The sequence below is a fragment of the Achromobacter arsenitoxydans SY8 genome (genome assembly GCF_000236785.1).
Taxonomy (GTDB): domain Bacteria; phylum Pseudomonadota; class Gammaproteobacteria; order Burkholderiales; family Burkholderiaceae_B; genus Achromobacter; species Achromobacter arsenitoxydans.
In genome coordinates this window covers 20,340-33,753 of record NZ_AGUF01000079.1, presented here as the reverse complement: position 1 = coordinate 33,753, position 13,414 = coordinate 20,340, and the positions used below count along the sequence as shown (strand labels likewise).

11 protein-coding genes are annotated in these 13,414 nt (G+C 67.0%); 3 read left to right on the top strand and 8 right to left on the bottom strand.

The window, feature by feature from the left end; all coding sequences use genetic code 11:
- Positions 1 to 55 precede the first annotated feature (55 nt).
- From KYC_RS24615 to KYC_RS24605, 3 genes are all read left to right on the top strand, one after another.
- Positions 56 to 742, top strand: a complete 687-nt coding sequence (locus tag KYC_RS24615) for a DUF1345 domain-containing protein (RefSeq protein WP_008167570.1) — start codon at positions 56 to 58, stop codon at positions 740 to 742.
- A gap of 145 nt (positions 743 to 887) precedes the next feature.
- Positions 888 to 1,475, top strand: coding sequence for a TetR/AcrR family transcriptional regulator (locus tag KYC_RS24610; protein WP_008167568.1), 588 nt, complete (start codon positions 888 to 890; stop codon positions 1,473 to 1,475).
- Positions 1,476 to 1,563: 88 nt separating this feature from the next.
- The gene (locus KYC_RS24605) at positions 1,564 to 2,064 is read left to right on the top strand and encodes a hypothetical protein (RefSeq protein WP_008167566.1); all 501 of its coding nucleotides are present in this window, start codon (positions 1,564 to 1,566) and stop codon (positions 2,062 to 2,064) included.
- A 19-nt stretch (positions 2,065 to 2,083) separates the two neighbouring features.
- Here KYC_RS24605 and KYC_RS24600 read toward each other — a convergent pair whose 3' ends face one another.
- The 8 genes from KYC_RS24600 to fdhF all read right to left on the bottom strand — a co-directional run bounded on the left by KYC_RS24600 (position 2,084) and on the right by fdhF (position 13,401).
- On the bottom strand, positions 2,084 to 4,564 hold the full coding sequence (locus KYC_RS24600; RefSeq protein WP_008167564.1) for a TonB-dependent siderophore receptor: 2,481 nt from the start codon (positions 4,562 to 4,564) through the stop codon (positions 2,084 to 2,086).
- A 134-nt stretch (positions 4,565 to 4,698) separates the two neighbouring features.
- Positions 4,699 to 5,682, bottom strand: coding sequence for a FecR domain-containing protein (locus tag KYC_RS24595; protein WP_008167561.1), 984 nt, complete (start codon positions 5,680 to 5,682; stop codon positions 4,699 to 4,701).
- On the bottom strand, positions 5,679 to 6,191 hold the full coding sequence (locus KYC_RS24590; RefSeq protein WP_008167559.1) for a sigma-70 family RNA polymerase sigma factor: 513 nt from the start codon (positions 6,189 to 6,191) through the stop codon (positions 5,679 to 5,681). Before KYC_RS24590 ends, KYC_RS24595 begins: the two co-directional genes overlap by 4 nt.
- 156 nt (positions 6,192 to 6,347) lie before the next feature.
- Positions 6,348 to 7,466 (bottom strand): methyltransferase, encoded by a 1,119-nt coding sequence (locus tag KYC_RS24585; RefSeq protein ID WP_008167556.1) that lies wholly within the window; start codon positions 7,464 to 7,466, stop codon positions 6,348 to 6,350.
- Between the two features lie 139 nt (positions 7,467 to 7,605).
- Entirely contained in the window at positions 7,606 to 9,273 is a 1,668-nt protein-coding gene (locus KYC_RS24580) for an OFA family MFS transporter (protein WP_008167554.1), read from the bottom strand.
- 126 nt (positions 9,274 to 9,399) lie between these two features.
- Positions 9,400 to 9,657: a formate dehydrogenase subunit delta gene (locus tag KYC_RS24575; protein ID WP_008167552.1), complete on the bottom strand. Its 258-nt coding sequence runs from the start codon at positions 9,655 to 9,657 to the stop codon at positions 9,400 to 9,402.
- A gap of 19 nt (positions 9,658 to 9,676) precedes the next feature.
- On the bottom strand, positions 9,677 to 10,498 hold the full coding sequence (gene fdhD / locus KYC_RS24570; RefSeq protein ID WP_008167550.1) for a formate dehydrogenase accessory sulfurtransferase FdhD: 822 nt from the start codon (positions 10,496 to 10,498) through the stop codon (positions 9,677 to 9,679).
- Between the two features lie 26 nt (positions 10,499 to 10,524).
- Positions 10,525 to 13,401 carry a formate dehydrogenase subunit alpha gene (gene fdhF / locus KYC_RS24565; protein ID WP_008167548.1) on the bottom strand — a complete coding sequence of 959 codons (2,877 nt, stop codon included), beginning with the start codon at positions 13,399 to 13,401 and terminating at the stop codon, positions 10,525 to 10,527.
- Positions 13,402 to 13,414: the final 13 nt, after the last annotated feature.

Below are 13,414 nucleotides of genomic sequence, written 5' to 3'. Positions count from 1 at the left end.
AGGCTGATCGGGGCCCGGGACAAGCCCCGGGCCTTGCCACCGCCAGGAGCCCGCCATGCAGCCGCCCAAGGATGACGACCCCCCCTCCGGATCCTCCGGCGCAGACCGTCTGCCGTTCTTTCACGCGCACCGGCGCCTGATGCTGTGCGCCGTCTTGCTGCTGGCGGTGGGCGGAACCTTGTATGCCCTGGGCATTACGGCCAGCCTGGCCGTGCTGCTCGGCTTCGACGCCGGCGCGCTGGTGTTCCTGGTGCTCACCGCCCGCGTGTTCGGCAGGACCAGCCCCGCCTCCATGCGGCTGCATGCGCGCCAGCAGGACGTGGGCCGCCAGGGCGTGCTCTGGAGCAGCGTCGCGCTGTCGTGCATGGTGCTGGTCGCCCTGTGGGTCGAGCTGCGCGCCGACAGCAACGCGGGCGCCTTGGTCGACATGCTTGCCGCCGCCGCGACCATCGTGCTGTCCTGGCTGTACATGAACATGATCTACGCGCTGCACTATGCGCATGGCTACTACGGGCACCGCAACGCCATGCACAAGGGCCTGGAGTTTCCGGGCACGGACGAGCCGGACTACTGGGATTTCGCGTACTTCTCGCTGGTGCTGGGCATGACGTTCCAGGTGTCGGACGTGCAGATCGTCAATCGAAGGATGCGGCGCATGGCGATGACGCACGGGGTGATCGCATTCTTTTTCAACGTATTCATCATTGCGATCAGCGTGAACGTGGCGGCGGGGAGGGCGTAGGGGTGGCACGGTCCGGCCGGGGTGTTGACATCAAACCGACCAACTAGTAGATTGGTCGCCATTCCTGCTGCAAGCCCGCCGCGCATGCGGGAAATTTCCGCGCCGGCGCCTTGCCTGCGCGCCGCAGACCAACCCGAACTTCCCCATGACTCTGGAACTCTCCCCCCGCGCCAATGAAATTGTCGAGCAGACCAGGCTGTTGCTCGCCGAGGGCGGCTATCACGGTTTCAGCTATGCCGATGTGTCCGAGCGCGTGCGCATCGGCAAGCCCAGCATCCACCATCATTTCCCCACCAAGGCCGACCTGGTGCTCACCGTGGTCGTGCGGCACCGCGAACAGTCGCGCGAGGGCCTGGCGGCGCTGGACCAGCATGTCGAGGACCCGCAGGCGCGGCTGACGGCCTACACCGATTATTGGGCCAAGTGCATCCGCGAAGGCACGTCGTCCATGTGCATCTGCGCGATGCTGGCGGCAGAAGCGCCCATGATCCCGCAGGAGATCGCCGCCGAGGTGCGCGCCTACTTCCATGACCTGACGGCATGGATTGCCGCCGTGCTCAAGAAGGGCGCGGCGCAGGGGCAGTTCCATCTGCGCGATAGCGCGCAGGTAGAGGCCCAGTCCTTCATGTCCACGGTGCACGGGGCGATGCTGACCGCGCGCGCCTTCAATGATCCCAAGGCTTTCGCCTCGATTGCGCGGGCAGCGATCAGGCAACTGGCTGTCCCGGCCTGACCGCCTGGCGACGCGCGCTTCGGCGCGCTTTTTTTATACGCCCATTGTCGATCAACTAGTTGGTTGTTGATATCAAGGAGTCACTTCCATGCCGCATCCGATTTCCACCCTGGGGGCTGCGCACACCCTCATCAGCCTGGTTCCCGCCGTTGCCGGGGCATACAGCTTCGTGCGCTATCGCCGCATCGAACCCGCCACGCGCGCCGGCAAGATCTATCTTGGCGGCCTGCTGCTGGCGGTGCTGACCTCGTTCGGCCTGTCCAGCAGCGGCGGCTTCAATGTCGGCCATGCGCTCGGCATCATGGCGCTATTGGCGATCGCGGGGGCGCTGCTCGCACCCAGATTGCCCCCGCTGGCGCGCGTGCACCCCTATCTCTCGCAGTTGGGTTTCACGTTCAGCTTCTTTCTGCTGTGGGTGCCCGGGATCAACGAAACCCTGACGCGCTTGCCGGTGGCGCATCCCCTGGCCGACGGACCGCAATCGCCGTTGGTGCGCGGCGCGCTGGCGGCATGGCTGGGCATATTCGTGGCGGGCGCGGCGCTGCAGGGCTTGTGGCTGCGCCTGCAGCGCCGAAGGGCGCGTGGCTGACATCGCGCCGGGCTCCGCCTTAGAACGTGCCGCGCACGGTCAGCGTCGCGTTGCGGGGATCGCCGTAGAAGCTGCCCCAGCCCGGCGCGCCGATGGTCTGGTAGTAGGTCTTGTCGAAGATGTTGTTCACATTCAACGCCGCCGACCAGTGCTTATTGATCTGGTAGCCGACCCGCGCGTTCCAGACCGCGTACGACCCTTGCGACACCTTGACGCCGCGCGTCTCGGTGTAGCTGCCGGTCTGGTAGTTCACGCCCGCGCCCAGCGACCATGCGGACAGGTTTCCGGGCAGGCGATAGTCCGACCACAGGCGCAGGATGTGCTTGGGCGTGACGGTGCGGCCGAAGTTGGTGGTCGTCACGGTCGTGTCGTCCAGGAACTTCAGCGTATTGAAGGTGTATCCCGCAAACAGTTGCCAGCCCGGCGCCACTTCGCCGCTGATCTCGGCATCCAGGCCCTGGCTGCGCACCTTGCCGGACGACAGGTAGCAGATGTCGCCGACCGTGCAGTTGCCGACCAGGTCCTGCTGCGCGCGGTTTTTCTGGTCGATGCGGAACAAGGCCACGGACGTGTTGACGCGGCCGTCCAGCAGTTCGCCCTTGATGCCCACCTCGTAGTTCTTGCCCACGATCGGATCCAGCACCTTGCCCGACGCGTCCAGCGAGTTCTGCGGCTCGAAGATCTGCGCATAGCTGACGTAGCCGGACCATTGCGGATTGAATGCGTAGATCAGGCCGCCGTACGGCGTGACGACGCCGTTGTCCTTGTAGGGGTCGGAGTATTGCTCGCCGCTGTCGCGGTAGCGGCTGGTGTTTTCGTACCAGCTGACGCGCGCGCCCGCCACCAGCGTCAGCGGGTCGGCCAGGCTGAAACGCCCGACGCCGTAGACGCCCGTCTGCTTCATTTTCACGACGGTCGCGGCGCTGCGGTATGCGTTTTCGCGCATCCAGTCGTCGGACGGTTCTGGCACATGATGGTCCGGATTCCACACGTTCACGGCGCGGTTCAGACGATTGAGCGCAAAGTCGTTCTTGCTGGTCAGTTCATTGATGCTGGCGCCGAAGCTCACGGAATGCTTGCGGCCCAGCGCCTCGAAGGCGCCATCCACGTCCAGGTTCAGCGCCTTGTTGTGGGTCGAAAGGTCGAACAGGCCGGCATACAGCATGGGCCCGAGCCCCGTCTGCGGGTTCACCGCGCCTTCGGTGAAGGCGTATTTCGAATCATTGGATTCCTGCGTGGATGTGCCCGTCAGCCGCAGCGACCAGTCCTTGTTGAAGCGATGCGCCAGTTCGGCGAACACGCTGGTCTGCTTGCCGTTCCAGCGGTTCCAGTCCTGTCCCAGCGAGGTCGACCGCTTCAACCCGATGTCGTCGCCGTTGGAATAGTGGGGCAGACCGTGGAAGAACGGCGTGGACCGCAGCTCTTCATAGCTGACGCCGCCCGTCAGCGTGGTGGCGGGTCCCAGGTCGTAGCTCAGCGCGCCGTACAGCACGCCGGAGCGGCTGTCGGCGCCGTCGTAGAAGTATTCGCGGTCGTTGTAGCTGGCCACGCCGCGGGCGCGCAGCGTGCCCGATTCATTCAGGGGGCCGGTGGCGTCGATGTCGGCCCGGTAGTTGTTCCATGAGCCGCCGCTGGCCAGCATCTGCACCTGGTTTTCGGCCAGCGGACGCTTGCGCACCAGGTTCACGGCCGCGCTGGGCGACCCGGCGCCCTGCATCAGTCCGGTAGCGCCGCGGATGATCTCGACGCGGTCCAGGATCACGGTATTGCTGGTGAAGCTATCGGCCTGGGGGTAGTAGAACGCGCGGTTGACGCCGTCGAACTGATAGCTGTCGACGCGGAAACCGCGCGAATACACGTAGCTGCCGCCCATCGGGCTCCTGTACAGCGTCATGCCGGTGGCGTTGGCCAGCACCTCGTCCAGGGTGTTGGCGTTCTGGTCGTCCATGCGCTGGCGTGTCACCACGGTCACCGACTGCGGTATCTCCTTCAAGGTCTGCAGGCCCTTGCCGATGGTCACAAACCGGCTGGTGTAGCTGCCCGACCCTTCGGTCACTGCGCTATCGGCCTGGCCCAGCACCGTGACAGGCGCCAGCGTCGATACGCCGGGCGCGTTCTGCGGCGCGCGGCGCAGGCGGTAGCCTTCGCCGTTGGCGTTGGCCACCGCCTGCAATCCGGTGCCCGCCAGCAACTGCGCCAAGCCCTGTTCGGCCGTGTAGCGGCCTGAAAGCCCTTGCGTCATCACGCCGCGCGTCAATTCCGGAGAGGCGGCCACGGTGACTTTCGCCGCAACGCCGAACTGGCCCAACGCGACGTCCAGGGGCGAAGGGGAGATCGCGAATGCGATGTCCCCGGCGGAGGCGGACTGGGCCCACGACGCGGCGGGCGCGGCGAGCGGGGCCAGGGCAGCCAGCGCCAGATGCACGGCAAGGCGCAGGGGCGCGGGCCGCATCCACGGGGAGGACAGGGCGGAAGGAGAAGAGGACTGGCGTGTCGCCATGACTGGATTTCCTGGTTCGTCGATTGAAATGGCCAGGCCCCGGGCGCCTCGGGGCCTGTCTCTATGTCTAACGAACCAGAAATGAAAATCTACGGCGTCGTTACAACTTTCCGGAAAAAGGGCTTTCGGAGCCCTCACGCGCGGCCGACGCTGACCCAGTAGCGCGTGCGATACCGCAGCGTCAGGTCCAGCACGCCGGCAAGCACCTCCAGCGCCTTGTCGGTGTCGTCGATGCGAAAGGCGCCGGTTACCTCGCGGTGCGCCACGTCCGCATCGCAGCGCAGGATTCCCGGGCGGTAGCGGCCCAGTTCCGCCAGGAACCGATCCAGCCGCATGCGGTTCGCGACCAGCATGCCCTCTGTCCACGCCGGCCCCTTTTCCGACACCGGCATCGGAGGCGGCAATGCGCGATCATCGAATTCCGTCTGCTCGCCGGCATGCACCACCCGCGTCGCCAGTGCGCGCGAGGACGGCTCCACCTGCACGGCCCCCTCGAATACCGTGAGCCGCGTAGCGTTTCGGCCGTCCTCCATCTGGCGCACGGCAAAGCGGGTGCCCAGCGGCGTCAGCAGGCCATTGGGCGTCTTCACGCCAAAAGGGCGCCCGGCGGAATCGACTGCCGTGGCAATAAGGATCTCGCCGCTGCGCAAGTCGATTCGGCGCTGCCGCGCGTCAAAACGCAGCGCTACGGCCGAGTCGGTGTTCATAGTCAGGATGGTGCCGTCCGGCAGGCTCACAACGCGCTGCTCGCCGGTTGCCGTGCGATAGACCGTGCTGCCGTCCCACAGTCCTTCGCGCGCGCCCATCCATCCCAGCGCGCCCAGTCCGAGACCGCCCGCCATCCACTTGATCGCGCCGCGCCGCGAACGCTGGTCGCAATAGCGCAGGATGGTCTGGCCAGCGGTGGCGCCGGATACGTTTGCGCCCGCGGCGCCCTTGAGGTCCTGACTGATCCCCTGCAGGCGCTGCCAGGCAAGTTCATGGCGCGCGTCCGCCTGGCGCCATTGCGCACAGGCGGCTTCGGTGGCCGCATCGGGCGTATCCCCCGCCCGCATCATCCATTGCGCCGCCTGCTTGACGATGTCGGGATGCACCCGGTCGGCGTGGGCGGCGCTCATGCGTACAGCACCGCGTAGCAGTGCTGCCACGCCTTGATCATGTCGCGCTGCACGGCCGCAACCGAAATGCCGAGCTGCCGTGCGACATCCAGATAGGGGTGGCCTTCCACCTGCGCCAGCACGAACACCCGCCGCACGCGGGGGGGCAGTTGCTCCATCATGCGGCACACGGCGTCCAGCGCTTCCACCACCAGCGCATGGGTTTCGGGGCTGGGCTCGACGTCCTCGCTGCGCGCGGCCAGCGTGTCCAGGTAGGCCTGCTCGATGGCCCGGCGGCGCGACTGGTCGATCAGCAGGCGCTTGGCGACCGTGGTCAGGAATCCGCGCGGCTCCGCGAACGCCGCGCGCGATTCGCTGCGCATGACGCGCTCGAAGGTGTCGTGCGCCAGGTCGGCGGCGTTTTCGGTATTGCCGCTGAGGCGGCGCCGCAGCATCTGCACGAGCCAGCCGTGATGCTCTCGGTACAGGCTCGCGAATTCGGCGGAGGACGCAAAGTTGACAGGGTGCACGGGGGCCTACTGTTCAAACGCTAATGGGAATGATTGTTAATTGTAGAGGATCATTTCCCGGAGCGCCCGCCGCCGTCCCGGCGCCCTGATGCCTGGAGCCGGGCGGAGACGCAAAAAAAGGCCGCGCGTGACGGCCTTTGGCATGGAGGCGGCAAATCAGGCCGCCGCCAGCCTCCACAACGACGTCACTTCCTTGGATCGCGCCGCATGCAGCGGGTCAGTCGCATCCTTCGCTTTGCCATGAACGGGCCGCGTGTCCAGCTTTTCGACAACCCGCAGCCCGGCGGATTCGATCATCTCCAGCAGTTGCTCCCGGGTGCGCAGTCCCAGGTGCTCGGCCAGGTCCGACAGGATCAGCCAGCCCTCGCCGTTTTCGGTCAGATGCGCCTTCAGCCCATTCAGGAATCCCTTGAGCATCCGGCTGTCCGGGTCATACACCGCGTGTTCCAGCGGCGAGCTGGGCCGGGCCGGCAGCCAGGGCGGGTTGCACACGATCAGCGATACGCGGCCTTCGGGGAACAGGTCTTTTTCCTGGACTTCGACCTGCCCCGACAAACCCAGCCGCTCCAGGTTTTCCCGTGCGCAGGCAAGCGCGCGGGGATCCATGTCGGTGGCGATGACGCGCTTGCCGCCGCGGCGGGCGATCACGGCGGCCAGCACGCCGGTGCCGGTGCCGATGTCGAAAGCCACGCTGCCGCGCGGCATGGGCGTGTTGGCGACCAGCTCCACGTATTCGCCGCGAACGGGCGAGAACACGCCGTAGTGCGGGTGGATGCGGTTGTTCAGGGCAGGGATTTCCACGCCCTTCCTGCGCCATTCATAGCTGCCGATCAGGCCCAGCAGTTCGCGCAGCGACGCGACATACGGCTCGTCGCCGGGGATGTGGGCGGCTTCGCACGCCGGGTGCGCGTCGGGCGCGCGGCGCAGCGGGATGCCGTGGCCGGCGTCGAAGGGAATCAGCAGCATGCCCAGGATGCGGGCGCGCTGGGACTGGATCTGCCGATGCTGGTTGAAGGCCTCCAGCATGGTGTTCACCGGCTTGCGCGGGCGCTTGTCGACGCGCCGCGTGATGGCCTGCAGCAGCTGGCGCGCGTTCTGGAAGTCGCCGCGCCACAAGAGGCCCACGCCTTCGCAGGCCTGGCGGTAGGCCATGTCCGCGGTGATGGTGTCGTCGGCGACGACGACGCGCCTGGGCGGCGTGGCGCCGGTTTCGGAGCGCCAGCGGGCGGAGCGGGGGACGCCGTTTTCTTCCCAGTGCAGTTCGGGGGCGGTCAAGATGTCGCTCCGGCGGAGATGGGGGGGAAGGGCAGGATCATGGATAAGGCACATAAAAAGAAAGGGCGCGGGCTGCCAATGTAGCAGCTTCGCGCCCTGGGCCCGGCGCGCGGCGCGCCGGGCGCCGCGGCGTCGCGGGTCAGTGGAACAGGACCACGGCCTTCTGCAGGGTGATCCAGATGCCCCAGGCCAGCGGAATGCCCACGCAGGCCCAGGCGAAGGCGATCAGCGCCGGCGGCGTGCGGAAGCTGGATTTGCCCACGCCGTGGGTTTCGGCGGCCACGGCGCGCTCGTGCGCCAGGGCCTTTTCGCGCGCCAGTTCCTCGTCGGTCATGAAGTACTTGGGGTTCACCGGGCGGATGGCCAGGTTGCACAGGAAGCCCACGACCAGCATGCCCGCCAGGATGTACATGGTGATGTCGTAGACCTGCGCGCGCGGCACGCCGATGGACAACTGGTACTCGCGGATGTAGTTCACCAGGACCGGGCCGAAGATGCCCGCGGCCGACCAGGCGGTCAGGAGGCGCCCGTGAATGGCGCCGACCATCTGGGTGCCGAACAGGTCCGCCAAATAGGCGGGCACCGTGGCGAAGCCGCCGCCGTACATGGACAGGATGATGCAGAACGCCGCCACGAACAGGGCCAGGGCGCCCATATGAGCGGTCCAGGGGATGGCGGCGTACAGCGCGAAGCCCAGCACCAGGAAGACGAAGTAGGTCATCTTGCGGCCCAGCTTGTCCGACAGGCTGGCCCAGAAGAAGCGGCCGCCGATGTTGAACAGGCTGAGCAGGCCGGTGAAGCCGGCGGCGATGGCGGCGATGGCGGCGAGCTGGTCCTTGTCGAGCTGGCCGTAGCCCAGTTCGGGCTGGTTGATCAGGCCGCCGCCGAACACTTCCTGGAGCAGCGGCGAGGCCATGCCCAGGATGCCGATGCCCGCGGTGACGTTCAGGCACAGCACCCACCAGACCAGCCAGAACTGCGGCACGCCCCAGACGCGCTTAACGTGGACGTGGCGCTGGGTGATCATGACGTTGTTGGCCTGCCGGGCGGGCGGGGTCCAGCCGGCGGGCTTCCAGCCGGTGGGCGGCACGCGGTAGCCCAGCGCGCCGGACATCATGAAGATGAAGTACACCAGCGCCATGGTCAGGAAGGTCTGCCACACGCCCGGAGACGTCGGCGTGGCGAAGTGGCGCATCAGCAGGTCGGCCAGCGGCGCGCCGATCATGGCGCCGCCGCCAAAGCCCATGATGGCCATGCCGGTCGCCATGCCGCGGCGGTCCGGGAACCACTTGATCAGCGTGCTGACCGGCGAGATATACCCCAGGCCCAGCCCGATGCCGCCGATGACGCCCGATCCCAGCCACAGCATCCACATCTGGTGCAGGTAGATGCCGGCGGCGGAGATGACCAGGCCGCCGCACCAGCACAAGGCCGACACCACGCCCGCCTTGCGCGGGCCGGCGCGTTCCAGCCAGCCGCCCCACAGCGCGGCCGAACACCCCAGCAGGACAAAGAACAGGGTGTACATCCACCCCATGGTCGAAATCTTCCAGTCGCAGCTCGTGGTGAAGAGCTCGGCCGCGAGACTCATGTCGGGCGGGCAGGCCAGCGGCTTGGCGCCGCCCACCACCTTGGACAGCGGCAGCCAGAACACGGAAAAGCCGTAGGCCATGCCGATGCACAGGTGGATGGCCAGGGCGGCCGGCGGCACGAGCCAGCGCGAAAAGCCCGGCCCGGCGATGGTGCGTTCTTTGTCGAAAAATCCCGGCCTAGAGCCGGGAAGGTCCAGGGTGGCGCTACTTTCCATGATGTCTCCTCAAGGGTGCGGCTTTATAGCGTGCGTAGGCCGGAAAAACCCGGTCCCGCCGCCTCTTTTATGGATCTGTTGCTGTCCTGCCACTGCTGTGGGCCGCCCGCAGGCGGCCGGGACGCGCTACGCCACGCGGGCGAGCGGCGTCAGGCGTTTGCGCTGCTGCGTCACGGCCTGCAATACCAGCGGATGCAGGCGTTCGTCGCCGGCGTCGCCGTCGGGGGTGCGTTCAAGAAAGTCCAGCAGCTCGATGCGCATGCGCGGCTCCCAGAACTTGTGGATATGGTTGGCCACGCCTTCCAGCGCTTCAGGCCGGTCGGGCATTGCGTCGAAGAATTGGCCGATGCGGTTGGCCATGCGGATCAGGTTGACGATTTCCATTGCGTGTCTTGCGCCCGGGTCAGGTAATGATGCGTTCAGGGTGGGTGTAGAGTGCGGCGTCTCCGTCGCGCAGGAATCCCAGCAGGGTCACATTGGCGTCGGCGGCCAGCCGGATCGCCAGCGCGGTCGGGGCCGATACGGCAGCCAGCACCGGGACGCCGGCGGCGGCGGTCTTCTGCACCATCTCGAAACTGGCGCGGCTGGAAACCACGATGATGCCGTCGCCGGCATTGACGGCCTGGCGGGTCAGTGCGCCGGCCAGCTTGTCCAGCGCGTTGTGGCGGCCGACGTCCTCGCGCACCAGCATTACGGCGCCGTCCGCGTCCGCCCAGCCCGCGGCGTGGGTGGCGCCGGTGATGTCGTGCAGCGTCTGGCGCTCGCGCATGGCGCGCATGGCGGCCAGCACGGACGGAATGCGGACGGGCGCGCCGTTGGCGACTGGCGCCACCGGCCGCAGCACTTCGGGCAGCGTCTCCACGCCGCAGAGTCCGCAGCCGGTACGGCCGGCCATGGCCCTGCGCCGGGTCTTCAGCCGCATTTCGCAGGCGGCGGAAATTTCGATCTGGACCACGATGCCGTCGCACTGCGGCAGGACTTCGATGCCGCGCACGTCGCCGATGCCGCCGATGATGCCTTCGGACAGGGCAAAGCCCACGGCGAAGTCTTCCAGATCCGCCGGCGTGGCCAGCATGGTGGCGTGGCTGATGCCGTTGAATTCCAGCGCCACCGGCGTTTCCTCGGCGACGTAGTCGGAGTCGGCGGCGGGGGCGATGGCGCCCGACCGCACGCGGATGACCTGGGTCGGCGTGCAGTCGGGGCGGGGAGAGGTCGGCGTCGGCATGGGATCCCTGGCGATCTGGCTGTCGGTTACTTCCCGGTCAGCGCCGCCTCGGTCTCGCGCGAGCGTTCGCGCAGCAGCTTTTGCTGGATATCCGCAAATCGCGACCACTGGCGCTGCCATTCCGAAGGCTGGGACACGCGCGTGACCTGCACGGCCGTGACCTTGTATTCGGGGCAGTTGGTCGCCCAGTCGGAACTGTCGGTGGTGACGACGTTGGCGCCGGACTCGGGAAAGTGGAACGTGGTGTATACCACGCCCGGCTGCACGCGGTCGGTCAGGGTGGCGCGCAGCACGGTCTCGCCGCTGCGGCTCTGGATGCCGACCCAGTCGCCCTCGGCGACGCCGCGGTCCTCGGCGTCCTGCGGATGCAGTTCCAGCACGTCTTCGCCATGCCACATCACATTGGGCGTGCGGCGGGTCTGCGCGCCCACGTTGTACTGCGACAGGATGCGGCCCGTGGTCAGCAGCAGGGGGAAGCGGCGCGTGCTGCGCTCGTCGGTGGGCACGTACTTGGTGATCATGAACCTGCCCTTGCCGCGCACGAACTGGTCGATGTGCATGATGGGCGTGCCTTCCGGCGCGTCGTCATTGCACGGCCATTGCAGGCTGCCCAGCTTGTCCAGTTTTTCGTAGGTGACGCCGCCGAACGTGGGGGTCAGCCGCGCAATTTCTTCCATGATCTCGCGCGGATGCCTGTAGTTCATGGGATAGCCCAGCGCATTGGACAGGGCCACGGTCACTTCCCAGTCGGACTTGCCGTTCTTGGGCTCCATGACCTTGCGCACGCGGGAGATGCGGCGTTCGGCGTTGGTGAAGGTGCCGTCCTTTTCCAGGAACGAGGAACCCGGCAGGAACACATGCGCATACTTGGCGGTTTCGTTCAGGAACAGGTCCTGCACCACGATGCACTCCATGGCGGCCAGCGACGCCGCCACGTGCTGGGTGTTGGGATCGGACTGCACGATGTCCTCGCCCTGGCAGTACAGCCCCTTGAACGAACCGCCCAGCGCGGCTTCGAACATGTTGGGGATGCGCAGGCCCGGCTCGGGCTGCAGCGTCACGCCCCAGTCCTTCTCGAATTGCGCGCGCACGGCGTTATCGGAAATGTGGCGATAGCCCGGCAGTTCATGCGGGAACGAGCCCATGTCGCACGAACCTTGCACGTTGTTCTGGCCGCGCAGCGGGTTCACGCCCACGCCTTCGCGGCCGATGTTGCCGGTGGCCATGGCCAGGTTGGCGATGGCCATGACCGTGGTCGAGCCCTGGCTGTGTTCGGTGACGCCCAGGCCGTAATAGATGGAGCCGTTGCCGCCGGTGGCGAACAGGCGCGCCGCGCCGCGCACGGCCTGCGCCGGCACGCCGGTGATTTCCTCCATGGCCTCGGGCGAATTTTCCGGCAGCGAGACAAAGTCGCGCCATTCCCTGAAGGCCTTTTCCTCGCAGCGTTCGGCAACGAAGTCCTCGGCGATCAGGCCTTCGGTGGCGATGACGTGAGCCAGCGACGACAGCAGCGCGGTGTTGGTGCCGGGCCGCACCTGCAAATGGAAGTCGGCCTTGATGTGCGGCGAACTGACCAGCTCGATGCGGCGCGGATCAATGACGATCAGGCGCGCGCCTTCGCGCAGCCGGCGCTTCAGGCGCGAGGCGAACACGGGATGGCCGCTGCTGGGGTTGGCGCCCATCACGATGACCACGTCGGTGTGCATGACGGAGTCGAAGGTCTGGGTGCCGGCCGATTCGCCCAGCGTCTGCTTCAGGCCATAGCCGGTGGGCGAATGGCACACCCGCGCGCAGGTGTCGACGTTGTTGGTGCCGAACGCGGCGCGCACCAGCTTCTGGACCAGCCAGGTTTCTTCGTTGGTGCAGCGGGAAGACGTGATGCCGCCGACCGCGTCGCGGCCGTACTGGCCCTGGATGCGGCGGAATTCGGAGGCCGCATAGTTGATCGCCTCGTCCCAGGACACTTCCTTCCAGGAGTCGGTGATGTGCTTGCGGATCATGGGCTTGAGCACGCGCTCTTTGTGCGTGGCGTAGCCCCAGGCGAAGCGGCCTTTCACGCAGGAATGGCCGCGGTTGGCCTGGCCGTCCTTCCAGGGGACCATGCGCACCACTTCCTGGCCCTTCATTTCGGCCTTGAAGCCGCAGCCTACGCCGCAGTAGGCGCAGGTGGTCACGACCGAGTGTTCGGCCTGGCCCATCATGATGACGGTCTTTTCCTGCAGCGTGGCGGTGGGGCAGGCCTGCACGCAGGCGCCGCAGGACACGCATTCGCTGTCCAGGAACGGCTGGTCCTGCCCCGGCGATACGCGGGACTCGAAGCCCTTGCCGGAGATCGTCAGCGCGAAGGTGCCCTGCGTTTCCTCGCAGGCTCGCACGCAGCGGTTGCAGACGATGCACTTGGAGGCGTCATAGGTGAAGTAGGGGTTGGACTCGTCCTTTTCCGCCTTCAGGTGGTTGGCGCCGTCGTAGCCGTAGCGCACGTTGCGCAGGCCCACCACGCCGGCCATGTCCTGCAGTTCGCAGTCGCCGTTGGCCGGACACGTCAGGCAGTCGAGCGGATGGTCCGAGATGTACAGCTCCATCACGCCGCGGCGCAGGTCGTGCAGCTTGGGTGTTTCCGTGTAGACGACCATGCCGTTTTCGGCGGGCGTCGTACAGGACGCGGGATAGCCGCGACGCCCCTCGATCTGGACCAGGCACAGGCGGCACGAGCCGAAGGGCTCCAGGCTGTCGGTGGCGCAGAGCTTGGGAATGTTGATGCCGGCGTCCGCGGCCGCGCGCATCAGCGACGTGCCTTCGGGAACGGTGATTTCCTGGCCGTCGATGGTCAGGGTGACGGTCTTTTCGGACACGCGCGCCGGCGTGCCCATGTCGCGATCGCGCTTGATGACGGTTTCTAGCATGGCGGTCTCGGGC

Bases quoted from the DNA above. Each gene is read 5' to 3' on its own strand.
- KYC_RS24615 (WP_008167570.1), top strand. From the start codon at position 56: ATGCAGCCGCCCAAGGATGACGACCCCCCCTCCGGATCCTCCGGCGCA.
- KYC_RS24610 (WP_008167568.1), top strand. From the start codon at position 888: ATGACTCTGGAACTCTCCCCCCGCGCCAATGAAATTGTCGAGCAGACC.
- KYC_RS24605 (WP_008167566.1), top strand. From the start codon at position 1,564: ATGCCGCATCCGATTTCCACCCTGGGGGCTGCGCACACCCTCATCAGC.
- KYC_RS24600 (WP_008167564.1), bottom strand. From the start codon at position 4,564: ATGGCGACACGCCAGTCCTCTTCTCCTTCCGCCCTGTCCTCCCCGTGG.
- KYC_RS24595 (WP_008167561.1), bottom strand. From the start codon at position 5,682: ATGAGCGCCGCCCACGCCGACCGGGTGCATCCCGACATCGTCAAGCAG.
- KYC_RS24580 (WP_008167554.1), bottom strand. From the start codon at position 9,273: ATGGAAAGTAGCGCCACCCTGGACCTTCCCGGCTCTAGGCCGGGATTT.
- KYC_RS24575 (WP_008167552.1), bottom strand. From the start codon at position 9,657: ATGGAAATCGTCAACCTGATCCGCATGGCCAACCGCATCGGCCAATTC.
- fdhD (WP_008167550.1), bottom strand. From the start codon at position 10,498: ATGCCGACGCCGACCTCTCCCCGCCCCGACTGCACGCCGACCCAGGTC.
- fdhF (WP_008167548.1), bottom strand. From the start codon at position 13,401: ATGCTAGAAACCGTCATCAAGCGCGATCGCGACATGGGCACGCCGGCG.